This window comes from Providencia sp. Marseille-Q8014 (assembly GCF_965112055.1).
On sequence record NZ_CBCOPT010000001.1, the window covers coordinates 3,251,161 to 3,270,948 of the forward strand.

The following is a 19,788-nucleotide window of genomic DNA, read 5'->3' on the forward strand; positions in this document are numbered from 1 at the left end:
CCATCCCCATATAAGGTATATCTGACGTTTGAGGGGTATTTTTCCCTCAAACACTATTATTGTTATTAGGAGCGCACATGAAAACGAAATTAAACGAACTACTTGAGTTCCCATGCTCTTTCACTTACAAAGTGATGGGTTTAGCGGAACCTGAGCTGGTTGATCAGGTCGTTGAAGTGGTTCAGCGCCATGCTCCGGGCGACTATTCTCCAGAAGTGAAGCCAAGTAGCAAAGGCAATTACCACTCAGTTTCGATTACCATTAATGCAACGCATATTGAACAAATCGAAAAATTATATGAAGAGCTCGGTGCATTAGAACGCGTACGCATGGTTCTGTAATTTACCTTGTATCTTATAAAAAAGCCGAGTCGCAATAGCCACTCGGTTTTTTGCTATTATCTGCTATTGACATTATTTGTAGATCGTTATCAGACAAAGTCTACAGGAATAACCTCTCTTTTTAGCTCGTTTAAAACGCTAATTTATGCTTCACCTTGTAAAAAACAACAAACAGCCGCCACCGTAACATTTTAATAACATGACAGAACTGGCGATAACCCGCGACCAGCGTTATACTACTCGCACATTTCTAATGTGGATGTTAAAACATTGTCAGCACGAACTATTATTGTACGTCAATTAGGGCTTGCCCCTTATCAAAGCGTTTCTGATGCGATGCACCAGTTCACTGAAAACCGCGACAAAGACACTCCAGATGAGCTATGGCTTGTCGAGCACCCGCGTGTCTTTACTCAAGGCCAAGCTGGTAAAGCAGAGCATGTTCTCGCGCCGGGTGATATTCCCGTCATCCAAAGTGATAGAGGGGGTCAAGTGACCTATCATGGACCGGGGCAACAGGTTATGTATGTCATGCTTGACCTTAAGCGTAACAAATTAGGCGTACGCGATTTGGTGACCGCACTCGAAAATACAGTCGTCAAGACGCTCGCTCATTATCACATCGACGCTTACCCGCGCCCTGATGCACCGGGAGTCTATGTCAATAGTGATAAAATCTGTTCTTTAGGATTACGTATACGAAAAGGCTGCTCTTTTCATGGACTCGCACTGAACATCAATATGGATCTTGAACCTTTTAATCGCATTAACCCCTGTGGCTACGCTCAATTGAAAATGACCCAATTACGTGATTTCATACCTAATGTGACATTACAAGATGTTCAACCCGTGCTAATTGAACAGTTCTGTGACACACTGGGATTTCATATTGTTCAATAATGATGCTATAATTTTTTAACATTTTTAAAAAAATTTTAATGGATAAGTAACGGCTCCCATACTTTACATTTCTAATAATCGACTTATCCAATGACTCAAAAAGATAACTGGAACCGGTATAATTATGAGTAAACCAATTCAGATAGAACGCGGAATTAAATATCGTGACGCCGATAAAATGGCGCTGATCCCTGTCAAAAACGTTGTCACTGAGCGTGAAGAAATTCTACGTAAACCTGATTGGATGAAAATTAGGTTGCCAGCCGATTCTACTCGCATTCAAGGGATCAAAGCGGCCATGCGCAAAAATGGTCTTCACTCCGTTTGTGAAGAGGCATCCTGCCCTAACCTATCTGAATGCTTTAACCACGGCACTGCAACTTTTATGATCCTTGGTGCAATCTGCACACGCCGTTGCCCATTCTGCGATGTTGCTCATGGTCGCCCGAATGCACCAGATGCTAATGAACCCGTTAAACTAGCCCAAACGATCAAAGATATGGGGTTACGTTATGTCGTCATCACCTCCGTTGACCGTGATGATTTACGTGATGGCGGTGCTCAGCATTTTGCTGATTGCATTAGCGCTATCCGTGAAAAAAACCCATCAATAAAAATTGAAACATTGGTTCCCGATTTTAGAGGAAGAATGGACCGTGCATTAGACATTCTCACGGCCACACCACCCGATGTTTTTAACCATAATCTTGAAAACGTACCACGTATCTATCGCCAAGTTCGCCCGGGTGCCAACTATGAATGGTCTTTAAAGTTACTTGAAAGATTTAAAGAAGCACACCCCGACATTCCAACTAAATCAGGCTTGATGGTTGGATTAGGTGAAACTAACGAAGAGATTATTGAAGTGATGCGTGATCTGCGTCGCCATGGAGTCACCATGTTGACACTCGGTCAGTATTTACAGCCAAGCCGTCATCACCTCCCCGTTAAACGTTATGTCAGCCCTGCTGAATTTGATGAAATGAAAGAAGAGGCACTGGCGATGGGCTTTACACACGCAGCCTGTGGCCCATTTGTACGCTCGTCTTATCACGCCGATCTACAAGCAAAAGGCGAAGAAGTTAAATAATCGCAAACGTGTCATCATCTCTCTAAGGCCTCGATTTTCGAGGCTTTTCATTTTATATCTAACCATCAATGCTTGAATCTGTCGCCAGACTCATTAACACATCCCTGAGACAGATGAATAGCTATAAACAATCCATAAACCCCATGCAAAATAAAACTCGCTCCAGTTAAACTGGAGCGAGTTTAGAGGCTGTTCGTTTCTATTTGTTGAAATTACAGAGAGACAACGTTTACAGCAGATGGGCCTTTAGCGCCTTCAGTGATTTCAAATTCAACTTTCTGACCTTCTGCTAGGGTTTTGAAACCTTCGCTCGCAATAGCAGAAAAGTGAACAAACACATCTTTGCTGCCATCTTCTGGAGTGATAAAACCGAAACCTTTAGACTCGTTGAACCACTTAACGTTACCTTTAACTTTAGACATCAAATTATTACCTTTAAAATAGAAATAGACACACCATCAGTGTCAAGCTCAGTACAACAGATATACAACTTACTTGTCTACAACCTAGATCACGAAAATTGACAAAAAGCATAAAAAAATATTATTTATCAGGATAAATTTCTAATTTAGCATGAATTATTCTTTATAATAGCAATTAATCCGAATAATAATATTACTGTTAGCCGACTATTTAGCATATTACTTTTCATGCTCTAATAACCAGCCTTTAATGTCTAAACCACCAGTATAACCGACTAGCTTGCCATCATGTCCTAACACACGATGGCAAGGAACAATCAAAGAAATTGGATTACGTGAATTCGCCATACCGACTGCTCGGCAATAGTTCACCGACCCCAATTTCAGTGCGAGGTCTTTATAGCTCCAGCGTTCCCCAAAAGGAATACTACAGAGATGACCCCATACTTTTTTTTGAAATTCAGTTCCTTGTGGATTTAATTTTACGGTGAACACTTTCCGCTTGTGGTTAAAATATTCTTCAAGTTCTTTTGCACATAATTGAGAATGTTCATTCTTGTGCTCAGGATGACTCTTTTGTTCAACAAAATAGATACTTGTCACCCCTTCATCATCTGCCGTAATTTGTACCCAAGGCTTAGGAAATTTTTCCGGTGTCGCCAAATATTGATGATACATAATATCCCCTTAAGAGAATGCCATTATCTGATCGTATATACAGTTATAAACTGTATTATTTCTACTTGGCAATGATATTTTTTCTTAGTCTTGATAACAGAACTATTCAAAACCTCAAAATTTAATTCCTCAACATAAATAATCACCTAGCCAATAATTAGAATAATTATCATTCAATATCACCAATCCACTATATATTGTGTGGTTGAAAAAATTTAGATCTATATATAGTCTTTAAATACTAATCATCACACTACTGATAGTCTTCAATACACTTAAAGGTACTCAATATGGCTGTTATTACAATTTATAGTAAACCCGACTGCGTGCAATGTAATGCGACTTACCAAGCCTTAGACCGTAAAAGTATTCCGTATCAAGTGGTCGATCTCACTCAAGATGATGAAGCCTTACAGTTTGTTCGCCAGTTAGGTTATCAACAAGTTCCTGTTGTCGTGGCAGATCAAGAACATTGGTCTGGTTTTCGTCCTGACATAATCAGCCGCCTTTCAGCTTAGGAGAGGGTTATGCAAACGGAATCACTGATCTACTTTTCGAGCCACTCAGGTAATTGCCATCGCTTTGTCGAAAAAGTTGGCCTTCCAGCAACCCGCTTACCTATCGGTGGACAGCAATGCGACATTATTGCGACGACACCATTTGTCCTCTTGCTACCGACTTATGGTGGTGGCGGAAGCCGCGGAGCGGTACCAAAAGAAGTGATCCGTTTTCTTAATATTGAATCAAATCGGCAGCTCATTCGAGGAGTTATCGCGGCGGGTAATACGAATTTTGGCGAGGCCTATGCCATTGCTGGCGATATCATCGCGAGCAAGTGCCAAGTCCCCTATTTGTATCGATTTGAATTATTAGGCACGGAGCGCGATGTACAACGTGTCCGTGATGGACTAAACGCTTTTTGGCAACAAAAACATCATTAGAGCAAGTCAATGGAAAATACCAAAACTAAAGCCACTGTTGATTATCATGCACTTAATGCCATGCTGAACTTGTACAACAGTGCAGGCGAAATCCAGTTTGAAAAAGATCGCGAAGCCGCGCATCATTATTTTCGCCAACATGTAAACCAAAACACCGTTTTCTTTCATGATTTAAAAGAAAAACTCGACTTTTTAGTTAACGAAAACTATTACGAGCCACAACTCCTTGAGCAATATGACTTTGCCTTTATTAAAACGCTTTTTAAGCAAGCCTATGCACACAAGTTTCGTTTTCAAACCTTTTTAGGTGCGTTCAAATACTATACAAGCTATACCTTAAAAACGTTCGATGGCAAACGTTATCTTGAGCGTTATGAAGATCGTGTATGTATGGTCGCCCTCACCCTTGCACAGGGAAATCAGGCACTAGCAAGCTCTTTGGTTGATGAAATCATTAGCGGACGCTTTCAACCGGCAACCCCGACGTTCTTGAATTGCGGAAAAAAGCAGCGTGGAGAACTGGTTTCCTGTTTTTTACTGCGCATTGAAGACAATATGGAATCTATTGGTCGCTCCGTTAACTCGGCTCTTCAATTATCCAAACGTGGCGGCGGCGTCGCTTTTCTGATGACCAATTTGCGTGAGCAAGGAGCACCAATAAAACTTATTGAAAATCAGTCATCTGGCGTCGTTCCTGTCATGAAAATGTTGGAGGATGCCTTTTCATATGCCAATCAATTAGGTGCCCGACAAGGCGCGGGGGCCGTGTATTTACATGCCCACCACCCTGATATAATGCGTTTTCTCGATACTAAAAGAGAAAACGCGGATGAAAAAATTCGCATTAAAACATTATCATTAGGCGTCGTCATTCCTGACATTACCTTTCAGTTAGCCAAAGAAAACAAAGAGATGTATCTATTCTCGCCTTATGATATTGAGCGAGAGTATGGTGTCCCGATGTCAGAAATCAGTGTGACTGACAAATATCATGAGATGGTGAATAATAAAGCCATCAAAAAATATAAAATTAATGCTCGCGAATTCTTCCAAACGCTCGCCGAGATACAGTTTGAATCTGGCTATCCGTATATTTTATTTGAAGATACCGCCAATCGTGCTAATCCCATCGCTGGCCGTATTAATATGAGCAATCTGTGTTCAGAAATTCTGCAAGTTAATCGCCCTAGCATCTATGAAGACGATTTAAGCTATCGAGAAATTGGAAAAGATATCAGTTGTAACTTAGGCTCCATGAATATTGCTAAAGTGATGGACTCCCCTAATTTTGCCCACTCCATAGACATAGCAATTAGAGCATTAACCGCCGTTTCTGATATGAGCTATATCCGTTCAGTGCCTTCAATCGAACAAGGCAATCATCAATCGCATGCAATCGGCCTTGGGCAAATGAACTTACACGGCTATCTCGCAAGAGAGCGAATTCATTATGGCTCAGAAGAAGCGCTCGACTTTACCAATATCTATTTTTATACCATCACCTATCATGCACTAAGAATATCGAACCAATTAGCGATTGAGCGTAAAGAGGCTTTCAAAGGCTTTGAAGATTCAGATTATGCGAATGGTCGCTATTTCGATAAATATATCAACCAAAGTTGGTTAGCAAAAACACAAACCGTTCAGGAATTATTCCGACGTTCGGGCATCGAAATTCCAACTCAAGAGGATTGGCAATCACTTAAGCAATCCGTGATGGAACACGGTATTTATAACCAAAATCTACAAGCCATCCCTCCAACAGGGTCCATCTCTTACATTAATAACTCAACATCGAGCATTCATCCAATTGTTGCTCGAATTGAAATCCGTAAAGAAGGCAAAATTGGACGTGTCTATTATCCTGCGCCTTTTATGAACAATGATAATCTTGAATATTATCAAGATGCTTACCAAATTGGACCTGAAAAAATCATCGATACCTATGCGGTTGCCACTCAGCATGTCGATCAGGGGTTATCTCTCACTTTATTTTTTAAAGATGACGCGACCACGCGAGATATTAATCGAGCGCAAATTTATGCCTGGCGTAAAGGGATAAAAACACTGTACTACATTCGGCTTCGCCAAACGGCCTTAGAAGGCACAGAAATTGATGGTTGTGTTTCATGTACGCTTTAAAAGGAAAATCAGTATGACTACGCAAATTTCATCTGCTACCGTTAAAGCGATTAACTGGAATCGCATAGAAGATGATAAAGACCTTGAAGTCTGGAATCGGTTAACCACCAATTTTTGGTTACCAGAAAAAATTCCTTTATCGAATGATATTCCTTCGTGGAATACGCTAACGGCTGCCGAGCAACAACTCACAATTAGAGTTTTTACTGGGCTTACACTACTCGACACGATTCAAAATACCGTGGGTGCGCCAAGTTTAATGCCCGACGCCCTTACACCACATGAAGAAGCCGTTCTGTCAAATATCAGTTTTATGGAAGCGGTACATGCTCGCTCTTATAGCTCTATTTTTTCAACGCTGTGTTCTACCACCGATGTGGATGATGCCTATCGCTGGAGTGAAGAAAACTCTGCGTTACAAAATAAAGCCAAGATTATCTTATCTTATTATTGTGATACTCATCCATTAAAGAAAAAAGTGGCCAGTGTATTTTTAGAGTCATTCTTATTCTATTCTGGCTTCTATTTACCCATGTATTGGTCCAGTCGAGGTAAATTAACCAATACTGCCGATCTCATCCGATTGATTATCCGTGATGAGGCAATTCATGGCTATTATATAGGCTATAAATTTCAAAAATCATTATTCAATTATGATGAAAAAACTCAAGCAGAAATTAAAGAGTTTACCTTTTCATTACTTTTTGATTTATATGAAAATGAAGTGAATTATACGCAAGAATTATATGACTCCGTAGGATGGACGGAAGATGTGAAAAAATTCCTCCATTATAATGCCAATAAAGCCTTAATGAATTTAGGTTATGAGGCATTATTTCCCGATATAGTGACTGATGTAAGCCCGGCTATATTGTCGGCACTCTCACCCGATGCTAATGAAAATCACGATTTCTTTTCTGGTTCTGGTTCTTCATATGTGATTGGTAAAGCGGTAAGTACAGAAGATGATGATTGGGACTTCTAATCAATCAATTTAGTTAACCCATCCCTTTATAAACAACAAAAAAACTATCTAGCTGAATAATATGGACTTTATTTTGATAGATAGTTTTTGGTTCAAAAAACACTCAAATCACTTCGAAATTAACATGCTTTCCTGTTAAATAATTCATTTTTTATAGCCATATCAAATAACATTTCTTCAATAAAGATAGTTACACGAAAAAATCGATAAATAATACTAATCATTTTGCGTTTATTTTTAAATTATTTCTATTTTTATTTTCAAAAAGACCTAAGCGTTAAAATAAACACTTTTTCTTTTTCATTATTACTTCAAATTCTGTTTTAAAAACAAAATAACTTCAAACACAACATAAAGTTAACATGTATATCTGAATTCAGGGTATTTATATATTGAAACGAATAAAAGTACCACTTTACTCAATTTAATCGCTAAATAACTCGCTATTTTTTGATTAATAGTCCTTAACCTAGGGTTGTCAGCACAATTTATTATGCTAGGTTATATTGCTTGTTTATTTTTCTAATAATTTAAAATGGAGTCATTCAAATTAAGCCATAATTATTAAATTCACTTTTAAAATAATAGGAATATCTACCCTTAATATTTTCAACCAATAGTCTAAAGCGTTAATTCGAATTTTGAGTCGCCCTATAAAAATCTGCTTCAATTCGATACCAGCTTTGAGTCATTTATTAATTGAAAAATGGGTAATCACTGTATGCCAATAAAATTAGAAGTTAAAAACTTATATAAAATTTTTGGGGAACATCCGGATCACGCGTTCAAACTTTTAGAATCGGGAATGGACAAAGATGACATCTTTGAAAAAACGGGCCAAACCGTGGGTGTTCAAAATGCCAATTTAGCCATTGAAGAAGGTGAAATCTTTGTTGTTATGGGACTTTCAGGATCAGGAAAGTCAACATTAGTACGTTTACTCAATCGACTGATCGAACCCACCAGCGGGCAAGTACTGATTGATGGGGAAGATATCTCTAATATCTCTGACAAGGCCTTACGTCAGGTCAGAAGAACAAAAATTAGTATGGTTTTCCAATCCTTTGCATTAATGCCCCATATGAATGTCATTGATAATACCGCTTTCGGTATGACGCTTTCTGGTATCCCTAAAGAAGAGCGCCATAAAAAAGCGATGGATGCCCTCCACCAAGTCAACCTTGAAAAATGGGCTTATTCTTATCCCGATGAATTATCCGGTGGGATGAGGCAACGTATCGGTCTAGCTCGAGCGCTAGCAAATGACCCAGATATTTTGTTGATGGATGAAGCTTTTTCAGCGCTTGATCCTTTGATTCGAACTGAAATGCAAGACGAGCTACTCTCTCTTCAGGGCGACAAGCAACGCACTATTGTGTTTATTTCTCACGACCTTGACGAAGCGATGCGTATCGGTGATCGGATCGCCATTATGCAAGGCGGCGTTATCGTTCAAACAGGTACACCAGACGAAATATTAAATAATCCCGCTAATGATTACGTCAAAACCTTCTTCCGTGGTGTCGATATTAGCCAAGTCTTTAGTGCCAAAGATATTGCCCGCAGAAGAGCCGATGCATTACTACACATCGCGCCAGGTTTTGGTCCTCGCTCAGCCCTCAAAGTGCTTAATGACGACGACCGTCAATATGGCTATCTACTTTCACGAGGCCATACCTTTGCAGGGGTCGTTTCTATCGAGTCATTAGAAAAAGCATTACAACAGAAACAAGGTATTGAAGCTGCTGTCATCACCAGTATCGAGCCAATCCAAGGTGATACACCTCTCAACGAGGTGATTTCAACGGTTGCGCAAGCTCCCTGTGCTGTTCCTGTGATCAATGAGAAAAACCGCTATCTTGGTGTGATCTCAAAAGGAATGCTGCTACAGGCACTGGATAAGGAGACATCAAATGAGCAATAACACACAAGAGCATAAAAATGACCATCAAGACCCATGGGCAGATGCGCAGGTCGATGAAACCTCAAAGCAAGAGGGGACAACAGAAACCAATACAGAAAGTGACCCATGGGCAATGAGCTCAGACAATCAGGCCTCAACGGATAGCGATCCTTGGGGGAATGCCACAGATACGTCTACACCGGCTGACACAGGGGGGAGTGATTGGCTTGATGCCGCACCAGCTGACAGTATTGTGCCTGAACATTTCAATATCATGGATCCTTTCCAGCAGACACTGATCCCTCTTGATTCTTGGGTTACTGAAGCAATTGATTGGATCGTATTACATTTTCGCCCTGTTTTTCAGGGTATCCGTATTCCAATTGATTTCATCCTCAGTGGTTTTGAACAATTTTTAACCTCCCTACCTTCACCCGTAGCGATTATCTTATTTGCATTAATAGCATGGCAACTGTCAGGCCGTATGATGGGAGTTGCAACGCTGATATCGATGATTGTGATCGGTGCTATCGGCGCTTGGTCTGAGGCTATGGTGACGCTTTCTTTAGTACTCACCTCTCTCTTCTTTTGTTTGATCATTGGGCTACCACTCGGGATTTGGTTGGCGCGTAGTGACAAAGCCGCCAGCGTTGTTAGGCCAATACTCGATGCCATGCAAACAACCCCAGCCTTCGTTTACTTAGTACCTATTGTTATGCTTTTTGGTATTGGTAACGTCCCGGGCGTTGTCGTCACAATCATCTTTGCTTTGCCTCCGATTATCCGCCTCACCATCTTAGGCATTAAACAAGTTCCTGCTGACCTAATTGAAGCGGCGGAATCTTTCGGTGCAAGTCCTAGCCAACTGCTGTTTAAAGTCCAACTCCCTTTGGCAATGCCGACCATCATGGCCGGGGTAAACCAAACCTTGATGTTGGCGCTTTCGATGGTTGTTATTGCATCGATGATTGCCGTCGGTGGCTTAGGACAAATGGTACTACGCGGTATTGGTCGCCTTGATATGGGATTGGCTTCTGTCGGCGGTGTCGGCATTGTTGTACTGGCTATCGTCCTTGACCGATTAACGCAATCCCTAGGCCAAAAATCGCGTAACAAACAGTCTACTCGCTGGTACCAACACGGCCCAATAGGCCTAATCACCCGACCATTTAGTAAAAAATCGAATTAATTTTTAATTCCCTATTCACGATAGAGCCGTCAATGCGGCTCGTCGCTTGCAAAGGCAAGCCAAAACGACAAACAGAGGTATCAATAATGAAAAAACCGATGATATTGGCAACAGCCCTGACGACCTTACTTGCCGTTCCACTCGCTAATGCAGAAGATCTGCCTGGTAAAGGAATAAAAGTCACGCCAGTTCAAAGTACGATTAGCGAGGAAACGTTTCAAACATTGCTGGTAGCAAAAGCACTGGAAAAACTAGGTTATGAAGTCGAACCCATCAAAGAGGTTGACTATAACGTCGCCTATGCATCAATTGCGAATGGTGATGCAACCTATTTGGCGGTTAGTTGGGTGCCATTGCATGATGCTCAATATAATGCAGCCGGTGGGGATAAAGCCTTTTATCGCCAAGGTGATTATGTGGTTAATGCCGCTCAAGGCTACCTAATCGATAAAAAAACCGCTGAAAAATATAACATCACCAATATTGAGCAACTAAAAGATCCTAAAATTGCCAAGTTATTCGATACTAACGGCAATAATAAGGCGGATTTAACTGGTTGTAATCCGGGTTGGGGATGTGAAGCCGCAATCAATAATCATTTAAAAGCGTATGATTTAGAAAAAACCGTTGAACACAATCAAGGCAACTATGCGGCCATGATGGCAGATACCATCACACGCTACAAAGAAGGCAAGCCTATTCTCTATTATACATGGACTCCTTATTGGATCAGCGATGTACTCAAACCCGGTCGTGATGTTGTTTGGCTAGAAGTTCCTTTCTCTTCGATGCCTAATAATGACAAAACAGAGACTAAACTGCCGAATGGTAAAAATTATGGTTTCCCACCAAATACGATGCATATCGCGGCAAATAAAAAATGGGCGGAAGATAACCCAGCAGCCGCTAAGCTATTTGAAGTCATGAAACTGCCTATTGCCGATATTAATGCTCAAAATTTAAGAATGCATAACGGAGAAGCTTCACAGTCCGACATCCGCCGTCATACAGATGCGTGGATCAAAGCCCATCAATCCACCTTTGATGGTTGGGTCGAGGAAGCGCGAAAAGCGGCTGAAAAATAGTCTCAATCGCTAATCTGACTTCTAAGCCACCGCATTAGGTGGCTTTTTTTCCTTAATGAATAAATGACACTCGCTAACGCTAATCGACTCGTATTCTCATCACTCACCTGAAACCGGCTCATTAATTGATAAAATGTTCCAATGACATCGCTAAAAATTGTTTATAGTAGTGACCTTATGAATAATGAGTAGATAATGAATGAATAAAGCACCACAAGCAGAACTCACGACAGGTTTAGTTATCTTAATGGCCATTGCGACAGGCCTTGTCGTGGCAAGTAACTACTACGCACAACCCCTTCTGGAAACCATCGCGACACAGTTTAACCTGACAACCAACATGGCAGGCTTTATTGTCACCGCCGCCCAGTTAGGCTATGCCGTTGGCTTACTATTTTTAGTGCCTCTAGGGGATATCTTTGAACGCAAGCGTCTCATTTTAGTAATGACCACCTTGTCTGCCATCGGCCTACTCATTACAGCGCTATCTAATAATGTATGGCAAATACTTTTAGGAACTGCGCTTACAGGGCTATTTTCTGTTGTCGCTCAAGTTTTAATTCCCATGGCCGCAACCCTGGCAAAACCGCATCAAAGAGGAAAATCTGTCGGCATTATCATGAGTGGATTACTCTTAGGAATATTACTGGCCAGAACTATTTCAGGGGCAGTAGCAATGATCGGTGGATGGCGAACCATCTATTGGGTCGCTTTTGGGTTATTAATTATTTTGATTATTGTGCTTTCATTTAAGTTGCCACGTTATCACCAAAAAACAGAACTCAATTATTTTCAGCTATTACTTTCAATTGGTCGCCTATTTTGTGGAACGCCAGTGTTAGCCGTTCGCGCACTATTGGGGGCTTTGTCTTTTGCCAACTTCGCACTACTTTGGACGGCAATGGCTTTCTTGCTTGCAAGCCCCCCATTTCGTTTTTCAGAAGGCACCATAGGACTGTTTGGTTTAGTTGGGGCCGCTGGGGCGTTGATGGCTTCACAAGCGGGCCATTTGGTGGATAAAGGTAAAGGCAAGCGAATCACGACGATTGGATTGATTCTCTTATTTCTGTCGTGGATACCCATTGGATTTGCCAAAGACTCTCTGATTGCTTTTATTATAGGCGTGTTAATTCTGGATCTTGCCATTCAAGCGGTTCATGTCACCAATCAAAGTACTTTGTATCGCATCCTCCCCGAGGCGCGTAATCGTATCACCGCGGGTTATATGACCAGCTATTTTATTGGTGGTGCTCTTGGCTCTTTATTATCTGGCTATGCTTATGAACAAGCCAGCTGGGAAGGGGTTGTGGTATGCGGAGCAGTATTATCTGTCGTTAGTTTGGTGATTTGGGCGATAGGATCGCGCTTCGATCCCGCCATATACCCATCAGATGAATAAAAGGTATTCGTTGAGAGTGACTGCGCTTCAGGAGCTCTCAACGAATTGAAAGCACAAACATCAGTAAATGTAATATATTGAAATACTCCTCTCGTATTTACTCCCCTCATCTTTCTCTATCGCCTCCCCATCACAATCACAAATTTTTACCGATGGTTTTATTTTGTAATAGTTACATAGGCAAAAATCATCAAATAACACAATTAAACAAAAAATGTCGCTCAATATAAAGTTACAATTTAGTTTCTAATTATGACTATTACCCAATGGTATGATGATCAATGAGTTAGTTTCCACTTGATTTTATATAGCTGATAGATGAAAGGTTTACAAATCCTGTTGAATAATGAATGTAACCGTAGTTTAGATCGTAATTACATGATTTTATTTTGTTTTACTCTGTGACTATCAGCCTTAAAAATAAAATAAAATGATTATTTTACTCCTATAAACTAATTTAAAAGGCAGAATGATAGAATTACGCTATACTAAACCGAGTAAATTACATTCATAAAATTTATGAATTATGTATCATTATCAAAATAAATTTGATGATATCAATTAACTACAATTGCTAATTTTAGCTTTTGATATACCATTTAGATGGTTGATGACAGTTGTAATCTTACCAACTGAAACTAATAAGGTATCTAAATAATGGAAAGTTCATTTACTCCGACAGAAGAGCTATTAAATGCTCGTGTCGCACAGCAAAATTCGCATAACAATCCTATTCCCTATCAGGAGATCCTCCTAACGCGTCTTTGTATGCATGTTCATGGTAAACTCCTTGAGTCACGTAACAATATGCTCAAGGCACAAGGGATTAACGAAACACTGTTTATGGCGTTAATGATCCTAGATACAAAAGATTCTCGAAGTATTCAACCTTCTGAGCTAAGTGCAGCTTTAGGTTCTTCACGAACCAATGCAACGCGTATCGCTGATGAGTTAGAAAAAAATGGTTGGATTGAGCGTAAGGAAAGTCACAATGACCGCCGGTGCTTACATCTTCACCTGACTGAAAAAGGCTCTGAGTTTTTAGCTGGGTTACTTCCGCCTCAGCACACTGCCTTAAAAGATATTTGGTCTGTATTAGAGCTAGAAGAGCAACAACAACTCAACAAATTGATGCGTAAGTTACTAATTAAGCTAGATACTGTTAAAGATTATAGCAATTATTAACCACTATAATTTTGTGGGTAATGTATTTGAGGCATTTATAAGCTAAAAGACGAAAAAAGACTTTTCTGTCTGAAAGATTTCGCTATCCTTTCTATCTTGTGCTTAAGATATCCCATCAAGCAAATATATCAGTTGTTGTCTCAGTTTCCAGTGGTTAGCGCTAACTACTGGGAACATTCGTGATCTAAAATGCCGATGAGCGGAGAACACCAGAATGAGTGCCCATGAGGAAATTCAATCAACCCCTAATCAACACCCTAATAAAAAAAGAAAACGCAGAAATGCTTTACTATTTCTCACCTTCCTTTTTATTGTCGTGGGTGTTGGCTGGGCTATCTACTGGTTCTTCGTCTTACGTCATTATGAAACGACTGATAATGCCTACGTAGCAGGTAATCAAGTCCAGATACAGTCACAAATATCGGGGAGTGTTATGACGGTTAACGTCGATAACACAGATTATGTGAAAAGTGGCACAATCTTAGTTGAACTCGATCCTAGAGATGCCCAGCTAGCTTTAGAAAAAGCGAAAACAACGCTCGCAAACAGTGTTCGCCAAACCCATCAACAAATCGTAAATAGCCGTCAATATCAAGCGAACATTGATATGAAACGCTCTGAATTAGTGCGACTGCAAAATGATTTAAAACGTCGTGAAGTTCTTGGCAGCAGTAATCTCATTGGTAAGGAAGAATTGCAACACGCGCGAGAAGCTGTTGTGAGCGCCAAAGCCGCTCTTGAAGTTGCCATTGAACAATTGAATGCAAATAATGCCATCATCCTAGATACCCCATTAGCCAAACAACCTGCCGTCGAAGCTGCCGCCACAGAGGTGAGAAATACATGGTTGGCGTTACAGCGGACAAAAATTGTCAGCCCTGTTGATGGTTATGTTTCACGCCGTAGCGTACAAGTAGGCTCACAAATCACGACCGCAACACCGTTGATGGCCATCGTGCCTTCTGAGGGAATGTGGATCGATGCTAATTTTAAAGAAACTCAATTGGCTGATATGCGCATTGGTCAACCAGCCAAAGTCACTACGGACTTCTACGGCAAAAATATCACTTTCAACGGCACTGTTGTTGGATTAGATATGGGAACTGGTAGCGCGTTTTCTTTACTGCCAGCTCAAAATGCGACAGGAAACTGGATTAAAGTCGTTCAACGTTTACCGGTACGCATTGCATTAGACCCAACACAATTGGAACAATATCCATTACGTATTGGTCTATCCACAGAAGTGACCGTTGATACGCTTAATAAAGATGGCAAAGTGCTTTCAAAAGGTCTGCGTGATGCTCCGGCCTACCATACCTCTGCACTGGCGATTGATATGTCTCCTGCGGACAAAATAGTTACTGATATTATTAATAGTAACTCAGGCAACAAATAATCTGAGGTGTAATTGTGACAAATGCGCCTTTAACAGGATCTAAACTTGCATGGATGACGATAGCCCTCTCGCTCGCCACCTTTATGCAAGTTTTGGACTCAACGATTGCGAACGTTGCCATCCCTACAATCGCGGGTAATCTCGGCGCCTCGAACTCTCAGGGGACTTGGGTCATTACCTCATTTGGCGTGGCCAATGCAATCTCAATCCCTATAACGGGATGGCTTGCTCGTAGAATTGGTGAAGTACGATTATTTTTATGGTCTACGGGTCTCTTTGCTCTTACTTCATGGTTATGCGGCATCTCTGGTAGCTTAGAGATGCTTATTTTATTTCGTGTATTACAAGGGCTTGTCGCTGGCCCCCTCATTCCTTTATCACAAAGTTTATTGCTTAATAACTATCCACCAGCAAAACGTAATATGGCGTTAGCATTGTGGTCAATGACCATCGTGATTGCCCCCATTTGTGGGCCAATACTTGGCGGTTATATTAGCGATAATTACCATTGGGGTTGGATATTCTTTATCAACGTCCCCTTTAGTATTGCAATTATTTTTGCCATCATGCAGACACTAAAAGGTCGTGAAACAAAAATTTCTATTCAACCTATTGATACTATTGGCTTAGTGCTATTAGTGGTTGGAATTGGTGCTCTGCAAATTATGTTAGACCAAGGAAAAGAACTGGATTGGTTTAACTCTACTGAAATTATTGTTCTTACTATCGTTGCTGTCGTTGCCATTTCGTTCTTAATTGTTTGGGAGCTGACTGATGACCATCCAGTCATTGACCTTTCACTCTTTAAAGAGCGGAACTTTACGATCGGTTGCTTATCACTCAGTCTCGCTTATATGCTCTATTTCGGCACCATCGTACTACTGCCTCAATTATTGCAGGAAGTCTATGGCTATACCGCAACATGGGCGGGGCTTGCCTCAGCCCCTGTCGGTCTCTTACCTTTACTGATCACGCCAATCATTGGTCGTTTTGGTAATCGGATTGATATGCGCTATATCGTTACGTTCAGCTTTATTATTTATGCTGTTTGTTACTACTGGCGAGCCTATACGTTTGAGCCTGATATGGGATTTGCCGCGGCAGCATGGCCACAATTCGTACAAGGGCTCGCAATCGCGTGTTTCTTCATGCCTTTAACAACCATTACGTTATCAGGGCTACCCCCTGAAAAAATGGCGTCGGCATCGAGTTTATCCAACTTTACACGTACGTTAGCCGGCGCGATAGGCACATCGATCACCACCACGATGTGGACACAACGTGAAGCCATGCACCATGAGAATCTGACAGAATTTATCAACCCCTATAATCCAAATGCTCAGCATATGTATAGTGAATTGGCGCAAATGGGCATGAATGAACAGCAGAGTGCCGCTTATTTAGCGAAAACAATCACAGACCAAGGGCTGATCCTATCGGCAAATGAAATTTTTTGGTTATCAGCAGGGATCTTTATTTTACTTATGGTGATTGTTTGGTTTGCCAAACCGCCATTTGGTGCAGGTTCCAAAGGTGGCGGTGGCGCCCATTAGTGATGAATTAAGATCCTCGTTATTCCTTTGACTTGGATGACAGGATCTTAATGGTGAATGCCTTCATTTAGAGCAAATTGCGTGATTCTTTCTGCGGCGTCTTATACCCGATTCGCTCGGCCAAGAAATATCATCGTGAGCATGCGCTGCTTTATTGGCTAACGACCTACTTTCTATCTCACTTGCTGTATAGTTATTAGTACTCTTTAGTACAGTATGTTAGCGTTATGCATTCACCTGCTGACGCTAATTTCGAGATTACACTAATAGAGCAACAAGATTGCGTGAATTGGCGTTATCTTTGAAGCCCAACATAACAGGTAGCCGTATATTGGTATTGGCGGCTTATCTCGTGAAGAATTTAGGTAAACACAAGCATTGGCCTTCTTGACGGGTATGATGTTAAACGCCCTGAGACAGAAAAGTCGTTTTGCCATAAAAATACTGCATATAACCAGTCAGTTAAAAACTGTTTATATGCAGCTATATCATAAATGCGCGTGATTATTTGGCTTTATTTTGCTGCCACCATTGCGCCAGCATCACACCTGTCGCAACTGACACATTCAAACTTTCAACTTTACCTGTACCACCAATGTACAGACTCATATCGCCTTCGTTCCATACACTGTCACTTAGGCCATCACGTTCTTGCCCTAACACTAAAACCATTTTTTCAGGGAGCTGTGCTTTCGCAATATCTTGACTACCTTTATGGCTGGATGTCGTCACAATGGTATAACCGGCTTGACGGAAATGGTTCAGTGTATTGCTAAGCCCATCGGCATCAATTGCTTTGATATGCTCGGCCCCACCTTCTGCTGTACGGATCGCCGCTCCCGACTCCAGCATGCCAGCATCTTGTAGAATGACACCTTGTACACCAAAATGGGCGCAGCTACGCATAATGCCACCTAAGTTATGTGGGTTACCCACATCTTCAAGCGCAAGCACACAATCTTTCGCTGGTGCTTGTTGCAAATAGGTTTTAGCATCCATACCACCACGTTTTTTAATGATGAAACAGACACCACCATGATGTTCAGTTCCCGATGCTTTGGTTAGCTCTTCATCATCCACCACGTGGTAAGCTTTACGGTTTGCCGCCATCCATTTTAACGCATCACGAAAGCGTGGGGTCACTGACTGCAAGAACCAAGCTCGCACGATGGCATCTGGGCGGTTCTTAAACATGGCCTGACACGCGTTTTCGCCATAAATACGCGTTTCTTCTAAACGTTGCTTGCGCAATTGCTCAGGATCGATTTGGCTTTTGCCAGAAATACCACCATGATCATTCATCAGCTCATCACTGTTTGGCTTCGATACTGTGCGCCAAGCCGAACGTTCACGAGGTGGCTGACCTCTTCTATCATCGGAGCGACCCGTACGTTCATGACGACGCCCGTCTCTTTTATCATGAGATCGCTTATTATCCTGTTGACGCTTACCTTTGCTATTGCCGTCATCTTGGCCTTCGCTACGGACATACATCACTTTTACTTTGCCATTCTTACCATTAAAATCATTCGAGTCGTTCATTGCTATCCCCTACAAAGCTATGGCGCGAAGATTACATGATGTTACCGAGCTACGCCACTGATTCCCACTATTATTGCATCTAAAAGATAGCGAATATACTGCTATCGTCATGCAACAGATTTACGTACAATACGCGCTTTGTTTTATCGATATCGAAAACCAACGCCCAACATGACTAAAAATGCCGTTTATACATTACGCCAAGAACGTTTAGCGACTTCAACAAAACCTTTTAAGGCGCGAGGGTGTCGGGTTAAGCGCTGTCAATACTGCTTGCTACCTATCCCTCAATGTCTGTGTCAAGATATCGCTCCAACTCAAGCCAAAAGTCAATTTTGTTTAGTCATGTATGATGGCGAAGTATTCAAGCCAAGTAATACCGGAAAACTAATTGCAGATATTTTACCCAATACGCTGGCTTTTCAGTGGTCAAGAACGGATCCTGCCCCTCAATTACTCGCTGCCATTCAAGATCCAACACGGCAGCCTTATATTATTTTCCCAGAAAGTTATGCCCAAAATGGCAGAACCGTCGTTAATCAACCGACAATTTCGGATAAACCGGCCTTATTTATTTTATTAGATGGTACATGGCCTGAAGCCCGTAAAATGTTTCGTAAAAGCCCTTATTTCGATAACATTCCCGTGCTGTCGATCAACACTAAAATACGTACTGATTACCTGTTACGCACCCCATCAAAAGAAGACCAACATTGCACCGCAGAAGTTGCAGCTACCCTCTTAGAATTGGCTGGTGACACCTCGGCTTCCGAACAGCTTTTTAAACATTTCAGCTTATTTAGAGATAAATATTTAGAAGGCAAACCTCATCATCCGCTCGCTAAACAGCTACAAGCAGAAAAAAGCTTAACTCATTGTGAGTAGAAAAAACCATTCACACTGTTTTAGGTTCATTAACAAATATGTAATTTGAAGATTGCGGCTGATTTAAAACGTGAACGTCATTAGATTATTCCATTAAATAATCAGGATAAACTGGCACTAATAACCCAATACGGCATAGTATTAGTTGGCAT

General features: G+C 41.2%; 18 protein-coding genes. 15 read left to right on the forward strand and 3 right to left on the reverse strand.

Translation table 11 applies throughout. The features are described 5' to 3' along the window. Nucleotides 1–77: 77 nt before the first annotated feature. From ybeD to lipA, 3 genes are all read left to right on the forward strand, one after another. Entirely contained in the window at nt 78–341 is a 264-nt protein-coding gene (gene ybeD, locus ACWPW6_RS14415) for a DUF493 family protein YbeD (RefSeq protein ID WP_004917614.1), read from the forward strand. A gap of 255 nt (nt 342–596) precedes the next feature. Continuing rightward, nucleotides 597–1,241 (forward strand): lipoyl(octanoyl) transferase LipB, encoded by a 645-nt coding sequence (gene lipB, locus ACWPW6_RS14420; RefSeq protein ID WP_247046792.1) that lies wholly within the window; start codon nt 597–599, stop codon nt 1,239–1,241. A gap of 124 nt (nt 1,242–1,365) precedes the next feature. Next, complete coding sequence (lipA, locus tag ACWPW6_RS14425) at nt 1,366–2,331, forward strand: lipoyl synthase (RefSeq protein WP_154622612.1); 966 nt, start codon at nt 1,366–1,368, stop codon at nt 2,329–2,331. 212 nt (nt 2,332–2,543) lie between these two features. Here the strand turns inward: lipA and cspE are convergent, their stop codons facing one another. Beyond that, nucleotides 2,544–2,753: a transcription antiterminator/RNA stability regulator CspE gene (cspE, locus tag ACWPW6_RS14430; protein ID WP_014657708.1), complete on the reverse strand. Its 210-nt coding sequence runs from the start codon at nt 2,751–2,753 to the stop codon at nt 2,544–2,546. Between the two features lie 219 nt (nt 2,754–2,972). Then, complete coding sequence (locus tag ACWPW6_RS14435) at nt 2,973–3,431, reverse strand: methylated-DNA--[protein]-cysteine S-methyltransferase (RefSeq protein WP_154622611.1); 459 nt, start codon at nt 3,429–3,431, stop codon at nt 2,973–2,975. A gap of 290 nt (nt 3,432–3,721) precedes the next feature. Here ACWPW6_RS14435 and nrdH point away from each other — a divergent pair, with 290 nt between their 5' ends. From nrdH to emrB, 11 genes are all read left to right on the forward strand, one after another. Next, entirely contained in the window at nt 3,722–3,949 is a 228-nt protein-coding gene (gene nrdH / locus ACWPW6_RS14440; RefSeq protein WP_154622610.1) for a glutaredoxin-like protein NrdH, read from the forward strand. Between the two features lie 9 nt (nt 3,950–3,958). Further along, nucleotides 3,959–4,372, forward strand: a complete 414-nt coding sequence (nrdI, locus tag ACWPW6_RS14445; RefSeq protein ID WP_154622609.1) for a class Ib ribonucleoside-diphosphate reductase assembly flavoprotein NrdI — start codon at nt 3,959–3,961, stop codon at nt 4,370–4,372. Between the two features lie 9 nt (nt 4,373–4,381). Beyond that, nucleotides 4,382–6,514 (forward strand): class 1b ribonucleoside-diphosphate reductase subunit alpha, encoded by a 2,133-nt coding sequence (nrdE, locus tag ACWPW6_RS14450; RefSeq protein ID WP_249999234.1) that lies wholly within the window; start codon nt 4,382–4,384, stop codon nt 6,512–6,514. Nucleotides 6,515–6,527: 13 nt separating this feature from the next. Then, complete coding sequence (nrdF, locus tag ACWPW6_RS14455; protein ID WP_154622607.1) at nt 6,528–7,499, forward strand: class 1b ribonucleoside-diphosphate reductase subunit beta; 972 nt, start codon at nt 6,528–6,530, stop codon at nt 7,497–7,499. Between the two features lie 721 nt (nt 7,500–8,220). Further along, on the forward strand, nt 8,221–9,423 hold the full coding sequence (gene proV / locus ACWPW6_RS14460) for a glycine betaine/L-proline ABC transporter ATP-binding protein ProV (RefSeq protein WP_154635681.1): 1,203 nt from the start codon (nt 8,221–8,223) through the stop codon (nt 9,421–9,423). Beyond that, on the forward strand, nt 9,413–10,591 hold the full coding sequence (proW, locus tag ACWPW6_RS14465) for a glycine betaine/L-proline ABC transporter permease ProW (RefSeq protein WP_154624420.1): 1,179 nt from the start codon (nt 9,413–9,415) through the stop codon (nt 10,589–10,591). The genes proV and proW overlap by 11 nt, the downstream gene beginning before the upstream one ends. An 86-nt stretch (nt 10,592–10,677) precedes the next feature. Beyond that, nucleotides 10,678–11,676, forward strand: coding sequence for a glycine betaine/L-proline ABC transporter substrate-binding protein ProX (gene proX / locus ACWPW6_RS14470; RefSeq protein ID WP_249999236.1), 999 nt, complete (start codon nt 10,678–10,680; stop codon nt 11,674–11,676). Between the two features lie 199 nt (nt 11,677–11,875). Further along, nucleotides 11,876–13,075: an MFS transporter gene (locus ACWPW6_RS14475; RefSeq protein WP_249999238.1), complete on the forward strand. Its 1,200-nt coding sequence runs from the start codon at nt 11,876–11,878 to the stop codon at nt 13,073–13,075. A gap of 657 nt (nt 13,076–13,732) precedes the next feature. After that, on the forward strand, nt 13,733–14,260 hold the full coding sequence (gene mprA / locus ACWPW6_RS14480; protein ID WP_154624423.1) for a transcriptional repressor MprA: 528 nt from the start codon (nt 13,733–13,735) through the stop codon (nt 14,258–14,260). A 214-nt stretch (nt 14,261–14,474) separates the two neighbouring features. After that, entirely contained in the window at nt 14,475–15,656 is a 1,182-nt protein-coding gene (gene emrA, locus ACWPW6_RS14485; protein WP_163862820.1) for a multidrug efflux MFS transporter periplasmic adaptor subunit EmrA, read from the forward strand. Nucleotides 15,657–15,670: 14 nt separating this feature from the next. Continuing rightward, nucleotides 15,671–17,209: a multidrug efflux MFS transporter permease subunit EmrB gene (emrB, locus tag ACWPW6_RS14490; protein WP_163862822.1), complete on the forward strand. Its 1,539-nt coding sequence runs from the start codon at nt 15,671–15,673 to the stop codon at nt 17,207–17,209. Nucleotides 17,210–17,713: 504 nt separating this feature from the next. Here emrB and ACWPW6_RS14495 read toward each other — a convergent pair. Further along, nucleotides 17,714–18,751: a tRNA/rRNA methyltransferase gene (locus tag ACWPW6_RS14495; RefSeq protein WP_154624425.1), complete on the reverse strand. Its 1,038-nt coding sequence runs from the start codon at nt 18,749–18,751 to the stop codon at nt 17,714–17,716. 171 nt (nt 18,752–18,922) lie between these two features. Here ACWPW6_RS14495 and ACWPW6_RS14500 point away from each other — a divergent pair, with 171 nt between their 5' ends. Beyond that, nucleotides 18,923–19,636 (forward strand): tRNA-uridine aminocarboxypropyltransferase, encoded by a 714-nt coding sequence (locus ACWPW6_RS14500; RefSeq protein WP_196714018.1) that lies wholly within the window; start codon nt 18,923–18,925, stop codon nt 19,634–19,636. Nucleotides 19,637–19,788: the final 152 nt, after the last annotated feature.

Bases quoted from the DNA above. Each gene is read 5' to 3' on its own strand.
- ybeD (WP_004917614.1), top strand. From the start codon at position 78: ATGAAAACGAAATTAAACGAACTACTTGAGTTCCCATGCTCTTTCACT.
- lipA (WP_154622612.1), top strand. From the start codon at position 1,366: ATGAGTAAACCAATTCAGATAGAACGCGGAATTAAATATCGTGACGCC.
- cspE (WP_014657708.1), bottom strand. From the start codon at position 2,753: ATGTCTAAAGTTAAAGGTAACGTTAAGTGGTTCAACGAGTCTAAAGGT.
- ACWPW6_RS14435 (WP_154622611.1), bottom strand. From the start codon at position 3,431: ATGTATCATCAATATTTGGCGACACCGGAAAAATTTCCTAAGCCTTGG.
- nrdH (WP_154622610.1), top strand. From the start codon at position 3,722: ATGGCTGTTATTACAATTTATAGTAAACCCGACTGCGTGCAATGTAAT.
- nrdI (WP_154622609.1), top strand. From the start codon at position 3,959: ATGCAAACGGAATCACTGATCTACTTTTCGAGCCACTCAGGTAATTGC.
- nrdE (WP_249999234.1), top strand. From the start codon at position 4,382: ATGGAAAATACCAAAACTAAAGCCACTGTTGATTATCATGCACTTAAT.
- nrdF (WP_154622607.1), top strand. From the start codon at position 6,528: ATGACTACGCAAATTTCATCTGCTACCGTTAAAGCGATTAACTGGAAT.
- proV (WP_154635681.1), top strand. From the start codon at position 8,221: ATGCCAATAAAATTAGAAGTTAAAAACTTATATAAAATTTTTGGGGAA.
- proW (WP_154624420.1), top strand. From the start codon at position 9,413: ATGAGCAATAACACACAAGAGCATAAAAATGACCATCAAGACCCATGG.
- proX (WP_249999236.1), top strand. From the start codon at position 10,678: ATGAAAAAACCGATGATATTGGCAACAGCCCTGACGACCTTACTTGCC.
- ACWPW6_RS14475 (WP_249999238.1), top strand. From the start codon at position 11,876: ATGAATAAAGCACCACAAGCAGAACTCACGACAGGTTTAGTTATCTTA.
- mprA (WP_154624423.1), top strand. From the start codon at position 13,733: ATGGAAAGTTCATTTACTCCGACAGAAGAGCTATTAAATGCTCGTGTC.
- emrA (WP_163862820.1), top strand. From the start codon at position 14,475: ATGAGTGCCCATGAGGAAATTCAATCAACCCCTAATCAACACCCTAAT.
- ACWPW6_RS14495 (WP_154624425.1), bottom strand. From the start codon at position 18,751: ATGAACGACTCGAATGATTTTAATGGTAAGAATGGCAAAGTAAAAGTG.
- ACWPW6_RS14500 (WP_196714018.1), top strand. From the start codon at position 18,923: ATGACTAAAAATGCCGTTTATACATTACGCCAAGAACGTTTAGCGACT.